The sequence below is a fragment of the Solimicrobium silvestre genome (genome assembly GCF_002976435.1).
Classification (GTDB): Bacteria; Pseudomonadota; Gammaproteobacteria; order Burkholderiales; family Burkholderiaceae_D; genus Solimicrobium; species Solimicrobium silvestre.
On sequence record NZ_PUGF01000006.1, the window covers coordinates 12,477 to 28,775 of the forward strand.

A 16,299-nucleotide genomic window follows, 5' to 3' on the forward strand; every position below is an offset into this window, starting at 1 on the left:
AATCCTTGTTGATTAATTGAAAATTTATTGCAATTCAAGCTCTGGATAACAGAAAAAATCAACTACGCCAGTTGCCAAATCTTCCGATTCTGGAAGCACTCTGAACATGGCAAAATCGACCACGCGATGCAAATAAGTTTCATTGCCATTCACATCACCTAGCACGCCCGCATTTAAAAAATAGACACCAGGATTCAAAGAACAACAGAATCGAAATTCGACCCGATATGATGAGTCGGCATCAACAAAGGCAATACTAGTCTTAACTGCATGAGCAGAAATTCCGCCCCCCAGCTCTACCCCAGAAGTCGTTTTAATCATCATACCAAATCGAACACTGCTCGCACTACTTGAAAATTTAACGTTATATGCATAGCGATAAACTTTGCCTCGTACCAAATTATTAACCTGCTCTCCAGATATATTCAATATCGCTGGCATACCAATATTAACCCCGCGGGATTCATATTCTATCGTGCTGCTCGGCTTCAAATTAAAGTCAAAATTTTCACGAATTTCAGTAATATGTTTTGTTGAAAGTCTTTCTTCTATCGCATCATTAATCTCATTTTTGCTATTATCAATGGCAGATATAACATAATCATCCGCATGGCGGATTTGTTCACGAATTGCATCGTATTTGTCAGCGGGGGCATAAAGCATTTTTTGGTAACGACCAACGATTTGTTTGGGTACACCTATTGCTAATTTCTCACCAGCATCCAATAACACAGCGCGATCACATAAATCAACAATCGTGCTTCCAGAATGTGACACAAACAAAATTGTCGCCCCACTAGCGCGAATTGCCTCAATACGAGAAAAACATTTTCTTTGAAATAATTCATCTCCGACAGAAAGTGCTTCATCGACAATTAATATTTCAGGATCTACATTTATAGCAACAGCAAAAGCCAAGCGCACCATCATTCCGCTGGAATATGTTTTTGTTGGTTGCTCAACAAATTCACCAATATCAGCAAAAGCAAGAATATCATCGAACCTGGCATCAATTTCTGCCTTGCTTAAACCGAGTACAGTAGCATTCAGATAAACATTTTCTCGCCCAGTGAATTCAGGATTAAACCCAGCACCAAGTTCCAATAGCGCAGCAACTCGTCCATAGGTTTGAATAGTTCCGCCGGTAGGATTAAGCGTTCCGCAAATCATCTGCAGTAATGTTGATTTACCACTGCCATTACGACCAATAATGCCGACTGTTTCCCCTTTTTTAACTTGAAAAGAAACCTCTTTCAATGCCCAAAATTCGTCAAAGTAATGTTTGGAAGATTTGCCAAATAAACGTCTTAGGCGAGGAAATATAAACTGTTTTAGCCGATCACGCGGACTGGAATAAACCTGAAAACATTTGCTCAAATTTTCAACTTGAATCGCAATTTCATTCATGATTGCAAACCACCACTCAAATATCGTTCATTTCTCATATTATTTAGCTTATTTAATAATTTCACTTTTTTGTGAACAAATATTACTCACCCAAATATCTTTTGTGGCTTGTAATTCAATCCTGCCATTTCTACCTGCTGGCAGATTAAATGCTTTTTATCCAACCATTTTGCTACGAGCGACGTCGCAATGCATGTTATGCAAACCCATTTTTAGTCAATTTATTCAAATACTTATCAAAGAACATCAGCAAAACCTTTTCTGGTTTTCTGAAAAAAAGTATATCCAGCCCAAAAAATAATGAGTGCCACAAGCGCATATACCCCTAAGCCCACCCAATTTGGCTGAACACCCCACACCAATACATCACGAGCTTGTTCAATAATAAACGTAAGCGGATTTGCCATAATGAAGGGACGAAATTGTTCAGGAACAGCAATAACTGGATAAAAAATTGGGGCCAAAAACATTAACACTGTAGTTAAAATAATAATTGTTTGACCAATATCGCGTAAATAAACCCCCAGCGATGCCAATATCCATGCTAACCCTGTAATTAGGATTATCATCGGCAAAAGCACTAATGGAATAAAAACAATAGTCCAATGTAAATAACCATTAAAAGCAACAAAGGCAATAAGCCAAACTGTAATACTGACCATACAATGAAACAAAGTCGAACCCAAAGCAATTACAGGTAAAATTTCCAAAGGAAACACAACTTTTTTGACGTAATTCACGTTGGATAAAATTAAACTTGGGGCGCGGTTTAACATTTCGGCAAATAAACCTTGCACGATTAATCCTACAAATAACACCACGGCAAATTCAGTCTTACTTCCACTCGCCGACATCCCGCCCCAACGTGATTTAAAAATTTCAGAAAACACAAAGGTATACACAATCAACATAAAAACTGGGTTGAAAAATGACCATGCCAAACCTAGGGCAGATCCTCTGTAGCGTCCTATAACTTCACGCTTACTCATCTGAAAAATCAATTGACGATTATGCCAGAGACTTTTTAATAATGAGGTGAAAGATACAGGTTGGTTAGCATGTGGATTTATTGCAATTGAGGATAATGTCATTTGAAATACTCGGCATCTGCAAATAATTTCGCGTCCAGATCTTTTGAGGATAATGCAGGAATACCTAAATTCGGCCATTTAATAGCAATTTCTGGGTCACTCCATAAAATACTGCGTTCAAACTCAGGGTTCCAATAATCTGTAGTTTTATACAAAAATTCCGCTGTTTCCGATGTCACCACAAAACCATGCGCAAACCCCTCTGGAATCCAAAACATCCGTTTATTTTCGGCTGACAATTCCACGGATACATGCTTACCAAAGGTAGGTGAATTTTTACGGATATCCACAGCTACATCAAATACAGTTCCCTGCACTACTCGAACCAATTTCCCTTGCGGTTGTTGAATTTGATAATGCAAACCACGCAAAACATTTTTAACCGAACAGCTATGATTGTCTTGTACAAAATCAACCTCACGCCCAACTAACTCGTTAAATTTACGCTGATTAAAACTCTCAAAAAAGAAACCACGATCATCACCAAATACGCGTGGCTCCAAAATTAGCAGATCTGGAATAGATGTAGTTATTGCTTTCATGGATAAACAACTTCCTTTAATACACGCAACAGATATTGACCGTAACCATTTTTAGCTAATGGCTGCGCTAATTTTTCTAATTGTTCTGCATTGATGAAATTTTTACGGAATGCAATTTCTTCAGGACAACAAATTTTCAATCCCTGACGATGTTCTATGGTTTGAATAAAATTACTTGCTTCCATTAAACTTTCATGTGTCCCTGTATCTAACCAGGCGTATCCGCGTCCCATGATTTCCACATTGAGTTTTTCACGCTCCAGATAAATGCGATTTAAATCTGTAATTTCCAACTCACCCCGAGCTGACGGCTTTAAGCTTGAAGCAATATCGACAACCTGATTATCATAAAAATATAATCCTGTTACAGCGTAATTACTTTGTGGATTTTTGGGTTTTTCTTCTAGGCTAGTAGCGCGCCCTTGTGCATCAAAAGCTACCACCCCATAACGTTCTGGATCCTGAACATGGTAAGCAAACACCGTGGCACCATGTTCACGCTGCATGGCCTGGCTTAATTGAGCATCTAAATTATGACCATAAAAAATATTATCACCAAGCACCAACGCGCTTGGTGAATTACCAATAAATTCCTTACCAATAATAAACGCTTGCGCCAAACCATCTGGGCTTGGTTGAACTGCGTACTGAAGATTTAACCCCCACTCATGACCATCACCTAACAACTGCTCAAAACGTGGTGTATCTTGTGGAGTTGAAATAATAAGAATGTCACGAATTCCCGCCATCATTAGTGTACTGAGAGGGTAGTAAATCATCGGTTTATCGTAAACAGGGAGTAACTGCTTAGAAACCGCTTGGGTTACAGGGTAAAGTCGCGTACCGGAACCACCGGCTAAGATAATCCCTTTGCGTTGTTTCATCATTATTTTTCACCTATTTCTGTCAGCATACGAGTTACACCTTTTTGCCAATGTGGAAGTTCTAAATTAAAAGTTTTTTTCAGTTTATGTGTATCTAAACGCGAATTGAGTGGACGTGGCGCGGGTAAAGGATAAGCGCTGGTTGGAATTGGTTTTATCGCCTCTGCAGCTACCTTAATTGCCAATCCAGATTCACGTGCAGATTCAATGACAAAACGTGCATAGTCGTACCACGTAGTTTCACCACCAGCAACCAAATGGTACAAACTTTGCGCTTCTGGTGTTTTAAGTGCCTGCTGTACGCAATGTGCGGTTACATCTGCCAGCAAATCAGCGCCCGTTGGCGCACCGATCTGATCATTAATCACATTTAACTGATCACGCTCTTGGGCCAATCGCAACATGGTTTTAGCAAAATTTCCGCCTCGTGCAGCATATACCCAACTAGTTCTGAAAATAAGATGCTTACATCCAGAATTGAGAATGAATTCTTCACCCTCCCGTTTCGTTTTTCCGTAAACACTAAGAGGATGGGGCGCATCCGTTTCCTGCCAATGATGATCACCACTCCCATCGAAAACATAATCCGTTGAATAATGCACGAGCAATGCGTCACAACGCGTTGCCTCTTCTGCTAACAGTGCAGGAGCTAACGCATTAACTTTTCGTGTATGCTCCTGATCTGTTTCCGCCTTATCAACAGCGGTGTAGGCTGCCGCATTAACGATGATATCGGGGTTAATTTGGCGAATTGTTTGAGCAATGCCATCTAAATTTAATAGGTCACCACAATATTCAGTACTTTGCGAACTAAGGGCAATTAGCTCACCTAAAGGAGCCAAGCTACGCTGCAGTTCCCATCCGACCTGGCCATTTTTACCCAATAATAGAATTTTCACGCACAACGCTCATTGTAGTTTTTTTCAACCCAAGCCCGGTATTCACCCGATTGAACGTTAGCGACCCATGGCTGGTTAACCAAGTACCAATCCACTGTTTTACGTATGCCAGTCTCAAATGTTTCTGATGGTTTCCAGCCTAGTTCACGCTCTATTTTGCTGGCATCAATCGCATAGCGGCGGTCATGCCCCGGTCGATCCACGACAGTAATTATTTGCTCTCTATAGCTCTTGCCTTCATCCCGCGGACGTAATTCGTCTAGCAGATCGCATAACGTATGGACAATTTCAATATTAGGTTTTTCGTTCCAGCCACCTACATTGTAAACTTCGCCCACTACCCCAGCCTCCAAAACACGGCAAATAGCACTACAGTGATCTTTAACATAGAGCCAATCACGGATTTGCTGACCATCACCATAGATTGGCAACGGCTTGCCTGCAAGTGCATTCACTATCATTAGAGGAATGAGTTTTTCTGGGAAGTGATACGGACCGTAGTTATTCGAACAGTTGGTCGTCAGTACAGGTAAGCCAAAGGTGTGATGATATGAACGGACTAAATGATCACTTGCAGCCTTACTCGCTGAATAAGGACTATTGGGCTCATAACGATGTGTTTCGGTAAAAGCTGGCTCATCTTTTGTAAGCGAACCATAAACTTCATCGGTCGAAACGTGTAAAAAGCGGAATTGTTGTTTGGCATCACCTTGCAAATTAGCCCAGTAACCACGCACAGCTTCAAGTAAATGGAATGTGCCCACAATATTGGTTTGAATGAAATCTTCTGGCCCAAGAATTGAACGATCAACATGACTTTCTGCTGCAAAGTTAATAATGGCACGCGGTTGATGCTTGGCAAGTAATGCGGCCACCAATACAGAATCTCCAATGTCACCCTGTACAAAAATATGCCGATTATCCCCAATAAGCGAACTCAAATTTTCACGATTGCCGGCATAAGTAAGCGCATCCAGATTAATCACTGTTTCATCGGATTGGGAAAGCCAGTCCAGAACAAAATTTGAACCAATAAAGCCAGCACCGCCTGTTACTAATATCATTTAAACACCTAATTTTTAATTAAAGGGAAGCTGAACAAATTATCTGCGTAACAATTGCAACAACCCACCGCTTATTTTATTTTTAAGTTGCAAAATTAATTGTGCACCGCACTAAACTCCGCACATTATATTTGATTACATCAGTTTGAAATCCGGCCTTGCGTAAGAAAGTATTAATTTTTCTTTTTTGTAGCTATTTAACCATTGCAACATTTCTCATAAATAAATTGATTTTATGCAATCAAAACCCGCTTCTTAGGCGGAGCATATTATAGCGATGGATTAATGAAGTGGCTATGCCCTATTTAGGGCATTTGAACTACACAACGCCACATAAAATTAATTTATTACTAATTTAACAGGGATTTTTACAAACTTTTTGCCCACAAATTTTGTTATGGGTTAAATTACACGAATTAACAGGGATTTACGCACTCGCTACTAAACCGTTTTCAATTTCCATTAATTTCATGCACATAACTACACGCACAATTCCAGTACAAAACCCAAACGAAAATAATGATAAGGTGTGCCCCACAGAACATTTCACCATTACGCCAACAGATCGTGAAAAGCGCCAGGGGCATCACTCCAAAGTAATTTGGCTAACAGGATTGTCAGGTGCGGGCAAATCAACAATCGCCAATGCCCTGGAAATTAAGCTGCATTTCGCCAATAAATTCACCTATATATTAGATGGCGACAACGTTCGTAAAAGTTTAAATAAAGACCTCGGATTTGACGCACCTAGTCGCACAGAAAATATTCGCCGCATATCAGAAGTTGCCAACATGATGAGGGAAGCTGGCTTGATCGTCATCGTCACTGCAATCTCCCCTTTTCGGATTGATCGGGAACAGGCAAAAAAATGCATTGGATCTGAACATTTTATCGAAGTACATATCAGCACGCCGCTGCAGGTATGCGAACAAAGAGACCCGAAAGGCCTTTATAAAAAATCAAGGTCAGGACAACTTTCCAACATGACCGGCATAGACAGCCCTTATGAATTACCTGAAAACCCGGCAATCGCGATAGACTCTAGCCGGACTGACATTGAAGCTAGTGCGGAACTTATTTTCAATTTAATCTACTCATCAGAATAACGCCCAAAAAATCACCAAGCCTATTTTTCTTTGGCACAATAATGGCTTGCATATCAGTGGCGCAACTGTAATCCTCAAACATGCTCGAGTCATAACATACCGGGTATATCAATTACTTAAATTTAATGGAAAATCATGCCACGATAAACTGGCGGGAAACATCAATCACTTCAATGAATTGACAATTATCTTGGCCTGAATTACCTACTTTCTCATCGACAATGGTTCTAACTTCTTCCACTGATCACCTCGCTACATGTTTCAACTGCTTTGTCATGGCAGTTTCCTGTTTTTCAAATGCCGAGACTGTGTAAAAACTAAAAATAAATTTGAGCGCGAAAAAATCGACCTATTAAAACGATCGCTATTCAATTATTTTAATGTTGGGAATGGTTTCCCTACCCACGCTTTTTCAGAAAAAGCGTGCAATTTTTTGTTTTTACACATAGATGGTCGCCCCCATTTTGCCAAGCTTTTATTCACTGATGTTAAGAAGGTAGAGATTGCAGCCATAGATCCGGACTTTTAATCAAGGCTGCCGCCTCTGTCCCTGATGGAATTTGCTGGTAGGTTCCTCAACAGTCTCTCGAGCTTTACGCTCCCTGTGTCAAATAGGTTTCACCTACCACGGTCTAACCTGTCTTGCCATCACTTCATAATTGCCTGTGCAATCGGTGGAGTTTTTCCTTTCTATCGTTTAATGCTTTAGCTTACAGCCTAACCTTAATGACCTGATGCAAAGTTAATCTGATATTTACGTTCGTGTGCCAAGAGCGCCCAAATGATCCGAGCATTTTTATTCGCCAAAGCGACTACGGCAACGTTGAAATTTCTGCGTTCCATCAGATTAGCCAACCAACTTCCCGCATGATGCACTTTGCGTTCAGCTGCCCGAAGAACGGATCTCGCGCCGTGTATCAGCAATGTCCTTAAATAAGAATCGCCGCGCTTACTTATTCCCAATAGCATCTGCTTACCGCCACTAGAATGCTGACGTGGCACCAACCCTAACCATGCAGCCAATTGCCGCCCATCTTTGAAGCACTTCGCATCGCCAATTGATGCCACGATCGCAGTTGCCGTTATCGGACCAACGCCAGGTATTTCTTCTAGTTTTTTACTTGCTTCGTTTTGTTTGTGCCAAATTTTAATTTGTACTTCTAATTCGCCAACTTGACGATCAAGTTCTTTTAAATGATCACCAAGTCGCTGGATTAATTGACAAAAAACTCCTGGAAGCTCATTTGCACATTCCTCCAGAATATGAGGAAGACGTTTTGTAACGTTGCAAATTCCCTGTCGTATCACAATGCAGTATTCAGACAATAAATCGCGAATCTGATTGGCTTGAGCCGTGCGCGATTTAACGAAACCTTGGCGTGCTCGGTGCAAAGACAGCACTGACTGTTGCTCAACATTCTTGATCGGCACAAACCGCATATTTGGTCTACCTACAGCTTCGCAAATTGCCTCAGCATCCGCTGCATCATTCTTATTCGTTTTAACGTAAGGCTTTACATATTGAGGAGCCATTAATTTGACAGTGTGCCCTTGCGACTGCAATTTTCTCGCCCAATAGTGTGCGCTAGCGCAAGCTTCCATACCGACTAAGCAAGGACTTAATTTAATAAAAAATTCCAAAACTTGATCGCGCCTCAGGGCTTTTCTAAGTACGGCTTTCCCTTGATCATTCACCCCATGTACTTGAAATACGTTTTTTGCCAGATCAATCCCGAATGTAGTAATCTTCATTTTGGTCGCCTCTTTCAGTTAGTGGTACGTCGCGGTTCCACTTTGGCACAATGATGCCGTTTCCGGAAGGGGGCGACCATTCCATTAGCCTCTGCCGAATGTAAACACATTTTTACGAACGTTAACAACCCCGAATATAGTAATATAGCAATTTTCCTGTCATTCAACGTCTATGTATTTAACAACTAATAATAAGCATGCGCTATTTTTAACATTAGCTTTAGCCACTTTTATTGTTTCTACAATTTTTATATGGCAAGGAAATAAAGGATTCAGTTTATGGGATGAGGGTTTTCTTTGGTATGGCGCTCAACGCACAATGCTAGGTGAGGTGCCAATTAGAGATTTCTTGGCCTATGACCCAGGTAGGTATTATTGGTCAGCAACTTTAATGAGTATATTTGGAAATAACGGCATTATCTCATTACGAGTTACCGTAGCAATATTCCAAACGTTTGGCTTATTCATAGGTCTTTTTCTAATTTCCATATCCACAAAAAAACAAAACCTCATTTATTTACTCTTATCTTGTGCAGTACTTTTCATATGGATGCTCCCAAGACACAAGCTATTTGATATATCATTATCAATATTTATTATTGGGATTTTGACTTTTCTCATTGAAAATCCAACAAATAAACGTTTTTTCATCACTGGATTTTGCATTGGTTTAATTGCATTTTTTGGGCGAAATCATGGCCTTTATGCAGTACTCGGGATGATCGGTGTAATGCTTTGGTTAAACATTAAAAAAAACCAAAATATAAATTTTTTGAAAAATTTTTTGGTTTGGATTACAGGTGTCATTATAGGTTTTTCACCTATGATTTTAATGATTGTATTCGTACCAGGATTCGCTCTTGCATTTTTGGATAGTATCCGCTTTTTGTTTGAAATTAAAGCTACAAACCTCCCTCTTCCTATCCCTTGGCCTTGGTTAATTCAATTTAATACTTTACCGTTTAACGAATCTATACGAGGTTTTTTAGTTGGCATAATTTTTATCGGTGTTCTTGTCTTTGGAGTGTTATCCATTGCTTGGGTATTTTTGGGGAAAATTAAAAACAAACAAATTCCCTCCGCATTTGTCGCAACTTCATTTTTAGCTCTTCCATATGCACAATTCGCCTATTCCAGAGCGGATGTTAGTCATCTTGCCCAAGGTATTTTCCCATTTCTTATTGGCGGCTTAGTTCTTTTGTCCTCTCAACCCTCAAAAATTAAATGGTCAATAACGATAATGTTTTGTATAGGAAGTGTTTGGATATTGTTAGCATATCAACCTGATTGGCAATGCATTGAAAACAAACAATGTGTGGAAATCAAAATTTCTAACAATAAACTGGAAGTAGATCCATCTACAGCAAATGACGTTGCTCTCTTACGTAAGCTAGTGAACCAATATGCGCCTAATAATGAAAGTTTTATTGCGGCTCCTTTCTGGCCAGGTGCATATGCATTGCTTGATCGCAAATCCCCGATGTGGGAAATTTACGCACTATTTCCCCGCTCACAAGCTTTCGAACAAACTGAAATCGAACGTATAAAAAAGACAAATCCTAGGTTTGCTATTGTTTTAGATATACCACTTGATGGGCACAACGAATTGCGTTTCAAGAACACTCATCCACTCATTCACCAGTATATTGTTGACAACTTCGATCTAATTCCTAACTCGCTCAATCAAACCTACCAAATTTACAAGTCTAAAGAGGGGAGTCTATGAAGAAAATCGCCATTCTTCAATCCAACTATATCCCTTGGAAGGGATATTTTGACATGATATCTGCCGTTGACGAGTTCATTCTCTACGACGACATGCAATACACGCGACGTGACTGGCGTAACCGCAACCAAATCAAGACACCGCAAGGATTACTATGGATAACAGTTCCAGTTTTAGTCAAAGGTAAGTACCATCAAAAAATCAGGGATACTGAGATAAATGACAATGATTGGGCTGCAAACCATTGGAAAGCATTGGTTCAAAACTATCGGCGTGCGCCACATTTTGAAGAAATTGCGTTATGGCTGGAACCGATTTATTTAACTAAGACCTATACCCATATCTCGCAACTTAATCGCAATCTAATTGAAGCTATTTGCAATTACTTGCATATAACAACTCGAATAACCAACTCATGGGACTATAACCTGCTTGATGATGGTAAAACTGAGCGTTTAGCCGATCTCTGCAAACAGGCAGGTGGCTCTGAATACATTTCAGGACCATCAGCCAAAGATTATGTTGAAGAGCGTGTATTCACCGATATGGAAATACAACTTAGTTGGTTTAACTATAATGACTATCCCGTATATCCACAACTTTGGGGAGAATTCACACATGGAGTCACCATTCTTGACCTTTTGTTTAATTGCGGGAAAGATGCTCATAAATATATGAGGCATGTGAGCCCATGAAACTATCAATAGTTACTACACTCTATCAATCGGCATCCTATATCAATGAGTTTCATCGCAGAGTAAGTGCCGTTGCCAATCAACTAGTTGAAGAAAATTACGAAATTATTTTAGTAAATGATGGCTCTCCCGATAACAGTCTTGAGCTTGCTTTACATCTTACCAAAAACGACAGCCATGTTGTCGTCATTGATCTTTCACGTAACTTCGGTCATCACAAGGCGATGATGACAGGGCTTGCTCATGCGAAGGGAGAATTAGTATTACTCATTGACAGCGATTTGGAAGAAGAACCAGAATATCTAATTACATTCGCCGACAAAATGCTAAAGGAAGGCTGCGATGTAGTGTATGGAGTTCAAGAGAAGCGTAAGGGGAATTGGTTTGAACGCAGGAGTGGTCAGTTATTCTATCGTTTTTTTAAAGCGCTGACAGGCTTAGCGCTACCGGAAAACATAGTTACGGCAAGACTAATGACCCGTCGTTATGTTGCAGCTTTATTACAGCATAAGGAAAGAGAGGTTTTCATGGCCGGTCTATGGCATATCACTGGATTTGAACAACGCCCACACTTAGTAAAAAAACATAGCTGCAGTGAAACCACCTATACCTTCCGCAGAAAAATGTCTCTGCTAGTCAATTCAGTGACCTCATTTAGTAATGCACCGTTGGTCGGTATTTTCTATATTGGTGTTTCGATCTCCTTGGTTGCATTTTTTTACACTTGCTATCTTGCAATTCAATGGGCATTCCTTGCCAAGCCCTTAAGTGGTTGGACATCAGTCATGGCATCAATCTGGCTGTTGGGTGGAATGATCATTTCTTTTATCGGCGTGGTTGGTATTTATCTCTCTAAAATATTTTCTGAAACCAAACAGCGCCCCTACACGATCATCAGGCAGATTTATGCTAAACAAAAAAACTGACCTATTAACCGAAATTGCGGAATATTACTCAACCAAATTGGCAGAGCATGGTGAGACACCTCTCGGGGTTGATTGGAATGGCGAAGATAGTCAACTACTACGTTTTGAGCATCTATGTAAAATTATTGATCCAATAAACCGCTTTTCATTAAATGACCTGGGTTGTGGTTACGGAGCTCTTTATGACTTTCTTCTTAAAAAGTACACCCAATTATCCTATTCAGGAATCGATGTTGCCGAAGTGATGATAAGTGCTGCTGAGCAACGCTATAAAGACCAACCTTTAGCTCGTTTTATTATTTCACACGAACCTGATCAAATTGCCGATTATTCGGTAGCAAGCGGTATCTTTAACGTCCGCTTGGACAAAACAGATGACGAATGGCTGTCTTATCTCAAAACCACTCTTGACGTACTGAATCACAGTAGCCGCAAAGGCTTCGCTTTCAACTGCTTAACTTCCTATTCGGACAAAGATAGAATGCGCGATTATCTATATTACGCAGACCCTTGTATATTATTTGATTTGTGCAAAAGTCGTTATTCTCGCAATGTTGCTCTACTTCATGATTACGGATTGTATGAGTTTACAATTTTAGTTAGGAAATAAACATGAAAAAATCTTTAGTAATATTTGGCGTCGGTGACATCGCCCAGCTTGCACATTTTTACTTTAATAGCGATTCAGAATATCAAGTTGTTGCTTTTACGGTTGACGCAGCCTATCTAACGAAAACAAATTTTTGCGGATTGCCTGTTATCGCCTTTGAGAAAATTGGAGAACATTACACACCAGACAATTACGAGGTTTTTGTTGCGCTCAGCTACTCCAAACTCAACGCTATACGCAAGGAAAAATATCTGCTCGCTAAAGCTTTGGGTTACCGGATAGCGAGCTACATTAGTTCTCGCGCCACTGTTTTAAATGAAGGACGTATCGGTGAAAACTGTTTTATTTTCGAAGATAACACCATTCAACCGTTCGTTAACATTGGCAACAATGTTACGCTTTGGAGTGGTAATCACATTGGACACCACTCCATTATCAAGGATCACTGCTTCATTGCCTCTCATGTGGTAATTTCAGGCGGTGTAGAGATTGGGGAGCAATGCTTTGTCGGGGTAAATGCAACGCTGCGTGATCATATCAAAGTTGGCGAAAAATGCGTAATTGGTGCCGGAGCTTTACTGCTTTCCAACGCAGATCCGGAAGGTGTATATATTGGCCTTGAAACAAATCGATCAAAAGTGCCAAGTACGAGGCTAAGTCATATATGAGCACTAAATGGCAAAAACTTGGTCTATTGTATTGCCCTTCTGAGATTGGTCAACACCCCAAACTCTTATCACACGCATCAAATCCATTACCAGTGTTAATCGACGGGGATGTCTATCGCGTGTTTTTTAGCGGTAGAGACGCTGATAATAGATCATCAGTAGGCGCCGTCGATGTCGATGTCGTCAAACATAAAATCGTTCAAGTTCATCGCCAGCCTTTTTTTGAGCATGGACAGGAAGGCAGTTTTTTTGCCGATGGCGTGAGCATTGGTAACTGCTACGAAATTGATGGTAAGCGTTACATGCTGTTTATGGGATGGCAAAACCCATTCAATAGGCACTGGCGCGGCGATATTGGCCGACTTATCGTGAATTCTGATTTGACGCTAGAGTTAGATAGTGACACCCCCTTTATGTCCTTAGACGAAGTCGATCCCATTAGCCTTTCTTATCCATGGGTGCTCAGGAATGAAAATGGTGGTTACAACATGTGGTATGGATCAACGACAACATGGGATGCTGGCAATAAAGAAATGCTGCACGTAATCAATTACGCCTCATCTTCTGATGGAAATCACTGGGAACGTGAGGGCTTGGCCGTTCCATATGAACTTGGCACAGCTCAAGCTTTTTCAAGACCTACAGTAGCATATTATGCTCAAGGATATGAAATGTGGTTTTCCTACCGTAGTGGATCAGATATGAAATACCGAATTGGATATGCCAATAGTAAAAATTCAAAGGAGTGGAAACTTCGATTGGAAGAGGCAGGAATTAATGTTTCCGCAGCTGGGTGGGATTCTGAAATGATTGAGTACCCATTCGTGTTCAAGCATAAAGGCATCAGATATATGTTGTATAATGGCAATTCTTACGGAAAAACTGGCTTTGGCTTAGCAATAGAGGAAGATGAGCATGGCGCGTCCAAGTGATTACATTTATATTTTGGCCACTATAGGATTCACCGTTTATGGACAACTGATTCTTAAATGGCGTATTTCCCATTATGGACCGCTCCCAATGGCCCTATTAGAAAAGCTAAAGTTTTTGACACTTCTTTTATTAGATCCCGCAATTTTTTCAGGATTTTTCGCAGGCTTTATTGCTTCACTCGCCTGGATGTCGGCAATGACAAAATTTGATTTGAGTCATGCATACCCATTCATGAGTCTTAACTTCGTTGTGGTCCTGTTGCTGAGCGGCTGGTTCTTAAACGAACCAATTACTCTCCAAAAAACACTAGGTATCCTATTAATTGTGGTTGGGACTGTGGTGGCCGCACGTGGCTGACTTAAGATCAATAGGCACGCCTTGGATGACTTAACTCACCAAGTTATCCTATGGAATGAAATCGTTTATCCAGTCTTGGGCGGAGTATCTTCTTTGGCATATAATTTAATGCCGTGGGTGCTTGACTTCTAGCACTTTTCCCCGTTAATTCCTTAGAAAAAAACGACCATAGCATGAGTGATCTACTTGTAAGCGAAGGTGATATGACAATTATTGCTAATGAACAGCGTTTTAATTTTCTTAGTACTTATTACAAATGACATTTGCATGGAGATTTGACAGAGCTGTTGGTTCAAAAATACGGTTAAATTCAATTTAGCAGGTGTCGATGTGTGACTACTACATGACGATCACATTGTATATAAGTGAAATTCTTGAAGTACGACCCTAAGGAACAGGATATGACCAATAAACGAATCCCTTTTAACTGGCCACATATGACCGGAAAAGAGCTATATTACATCGCCGAGGCTCACTTTAATGGTCGCTTGGCAGGTGATGGCCCGTTCACAAAACTTTGCCATAACTGGCTTCAGGAGCGTACAGGCAGCAGTAAGGCTTTGTTGACCCACTCTTGCACTGCTTCTTTGGAAATGGCAGCCTTACTACTGGATATTCAGCCTGGGGATGAGATCATCATGCCATCCTACACGTTTGTTTCCACCGCAAATGCATTCGTATTAAGAGGAGGCATTCCTGTTTTCATTGATATTCGTGAAGATACACTAAATATCAATGAGAGATTCATTGAACCTGCAATAACCCCACGCACTCGTGCGATTGTCCCTGTACATTACGCTGGCATTGCCTGCGAAATGGATACCATCATGTCAATTGCTAAGAATCATAATTTAAAGGTAGTTGAAGACGCTGCACAAGGCGTAATGGCGACTTATAAAGGGCGTGCTCTTGGTAGCATTGGTGATCTTGGTGCTTATAGTTTCCACGAAACAAAAAATGTAATTTCAGGAGAAGGAGGGGCACTGCTGATTAACGACCATAAGCTTTCCTTACGTGCTGAAATTATTAGAGAAAAAGGTACTAATCGAAGCCAATTTTATCGAGGTGAAGTGGATAAATATACCTGGCAAGAAATAGGATCATCATTTTTACCCGGTGAATTAATTGCCGCATTTCTTTGGGCTCAATTTGAAGAAGCAGATAAAATTACACAAAAACGAATGGTAGCTTGGCAGCGATATCATGAGTTACTTGCCCCTCTGGAATCTAGTGGAGTAATTCGTCGTCCGGTTATTCCCAAAGAATGCCATCATAATGCCCATATGTATTACGTAATACTTGGACCTGAAATCGATCGACAAAAAATATTGGATGTACTCAATCGCAATGACATTAATGCAGTCTTCCATTACGTTCCATTGCACTCATCTCCAGCAGGGCTTCGTTACGCAAGGGCGCATGGATCCCTTGAAATAACAAATAAACTATCTGAACGATTATTGCGTTTACCTCTTTGGGTAGATATTACAGAATCAAAGCAAAATAAAGTTATTGATGTCCTTAAAGAAGCAATTTATAGCGCCACACATTAGATAAATATCCTATAAAAAATACCCGCAAACGCGGGCATTTTTCAAAACACATTTCTAATTCTACAAATTTAATTAAACTAAATCAG

16 protein-coding genes are annotated in these 16,299 nt (G+C 40.4%); 9 read left to right on the forward strand and 7 right to left on the reverse strand.

Annotated features, from left to right (window positions below; all coding sequences use genetic code 11):
* Positions 1-24 precede the first annotated feature (24 nt).
* From S2091_RS07690 to rfbB, 6 genes are all read right to left on the reverse strand, one after another.
* Entirely contained in the window at positions 25-1,407 is a 1,383-nt protein-coding gene (locus S2091_RS07690; protein WP_105531222.1) for an ABC transporter ATP-binding protein, read from the reverse strand.
* 236 nt (positions 1,408-1,643) lie between these two features.
* Positions 1,644-2,498: an ABC transporter permease gene (locus tag S2091_RS07695; RefSeq protein WP_105531223.1), complete on the reverse strand. Its 855-nt coding sequence runs from the start codon at positions 2,496-2,498 to the stop codon at positions 1,644-1,646.
* The gene (rfbC, locus tag S2091_RS07700) at positions 2,495-3,040 is read right to left on the reverse strand and encodes a dTDP-4-dehydrorhamnose 3,5-epimerase (RefSeq protein WP_105531224.1); all 546 of its coding nucleotides are present in this window, start codon (positions 3,038-3,040) and stop codon (positions 2,495-2,497) included. The genes S2091_RS07695 and rfbC overlap by 4 nt, the downstream gene beginning before the upstream one ends.
* Positions 3,037-3,924, reverse strand: a complete 888-nt coding sequence (gene rfbA, locus S2091_RS07705; protein ID WP_105531407.1) for a glucose-1-phosphate thymidylyltransferase RfbA — start codon at positions 3,922-3,924, stop codon at positions 3,037-3,039. Before rfbA ends, rfbC begins: the two co-directional genes overlap by 4 nt.
* A gap of 2 nt (positions 3,925-3,926) precedes the next feature.
* Positions 3,927-4,823 carry a dTDP-4-dehydrorhamnose reductase gene (gene rfbD / locus S2091_RS07710; RefSeq protein ID WP_105531225.1) on the reverse strand — a complete coding sequence of 299 codons (897 nt, stop codon included), beginning with the start codon at positions 4,821-4,823 and terminating at the stop codon, positions 3,927-3,929.
* Entirely contained in the window at positions 4,820-5,887 is a 1,068-nt protein-coding gene (gene rfbB, locus S2091_RS07715; protein WP_105531226.1) for a dTDP-glucose 4,6-dehydratase, read from the reverse strand. The genes rfbD and rfbB overlap by 4 nt, the downstream gene beginning before the upstream one ends.
* A 470-nt stretch (positions 5,888-6,357) precedes the next feature.
* Here rfbB and cysC point away from each other — a divergent pair, with 470 nt between their 5' ends.
* Positions 6,358-6,993 (forward strand): adenylyl-sulfate kinase, encoded by a 636-nt coding sequence (gene cysC, locus S2091_RS07720; RefSeq protein WP_105531408.1) that lies wholly within the window; start codon positions 6,358-6,360, stop codon positions 6,991-6,993.
* Between the two features lie 723 nt (positions 6,994-7,716).
* Here cysC and S2091_RS07730 read toward each other — a convergent pair.
* Positions 7,717-8,745, reverse strand: coding sequence for an IS110 family RNA-guided transposase (locus S2091_RS07730; protein WP_105531228.1), 1,029 nt, complete (start codon positions 8,743-8,745; stop codon positions 7,717-7,719).
* Positions 8,746-8,917: 172 nt separating this feature from the next.
* Between S2091_RS07730 and S2091_RS07735 the strand changes: the two genes are divergently transcribed.
* The 8 genes from S2091_RS07735 (at position 8,918) to rffA (ending at position 16,213) form a co-directional block, all read left to right on the forward strand.
* Entirely contained in the window at positions 8,918-10,471 is a 1,554-nt protein-coding gene (locus S2091_RS07735; RefSeq protein WP_105531229.1) for a hypothetical protein, read from the forward strand.
* Complete coding sequence (locus S2091_RS07740) at positions 10,468-11,166, forward strand: WbqC family protein (RefSeq protein WP_105531230.1); 699 nt, start codon at positions 10,468-10,470, stop codon at positions 11,164-11,166. Before S2091_RS07735 ends, S2091_RS07740 begins: the two co-directional genes overlap by 4 nt.
* Positions 11,163-12,092 (forward strand): glycosyltransferase family 2 protein, encoded by a 930-nt coding sequence (locus S2091_RS07745; protein WP_105531231.1) that lies wholly within the window; start codon positions 11,163-11,165, stop codon positions 12,090-12,092. The genes S2091_RS07740 and S2091_RS07745 overlap by 4 nt, the downstream gene beginning before the upstream one ends.
* Positions 12,073-12,702 carry a class I SAM-dependent methyltransferase gene (locus S2091_RS07750; protein ID WP_105531232.1) on the forward strand — a complete coding sequence of 210 codons (630 nt, stop codon included), beginning with the start codon at positions 12,073-12,075 and terminating at the stop codon, positions 12,700-12,702. The genes S2091_RS07745 and S2091_RS07750 overlap by 20 nt, the downstream gene beginning before the upstream one ends.
* A 2-nt stretch (positions 12,703-12,704) precedes the next feature.
* Complete coding sequence (locus S2091_RS07755; protein WP_105531233.1) at positions 12,705-13,370, forward strand: acetyltransferase; 666 nt, start codon at positions 12,705-12,707, stop codon at positions 13,368-13,370.
* A complete protein-coding gene (locus tag S2091_RS07760) occupies positions 13,367-14,302 on the forward strand; it encodes a glycoside hydrolase family protein (RefSeq protein ID WP_105531234.1) in 936 nt (311 codons plus the stop codon). Before S2091_RS07755 ends, S2091_RS07760 begins: the two co-directional genes overlap by 4 nt.
* Positions 14,286-14,660 (forward strand): EamA family transporter, encoded by a 375-nt coding sequence (locus tag S2091_RS07765; RefSeq protein WP_105531235.1) that lies wholly within the window; start codon positions 14,286-14,288, stop codon positions 14,658-14,660. Before S2091_RS07760 ends, S2091_RS07765 begins: the two co-directional genes overlap by 17 nt.
* Positions 14,661-15,061: 401 nt before the next feature.
* On the forward strand, positions 15,062-16,213 hold the full coding sequence (gene rffA / locus S2091_RS07770; protein ID WP_105531236.1) for a dTDP-4-amino-4,6-dideoxygalactose transaminase: 1,152 nt from the start codon (positions 15,062-15,064) through the stop codon (positions 16,211-16,213).
* Positions 16,214-16,299: the final 86 nt, after the last annotated feature.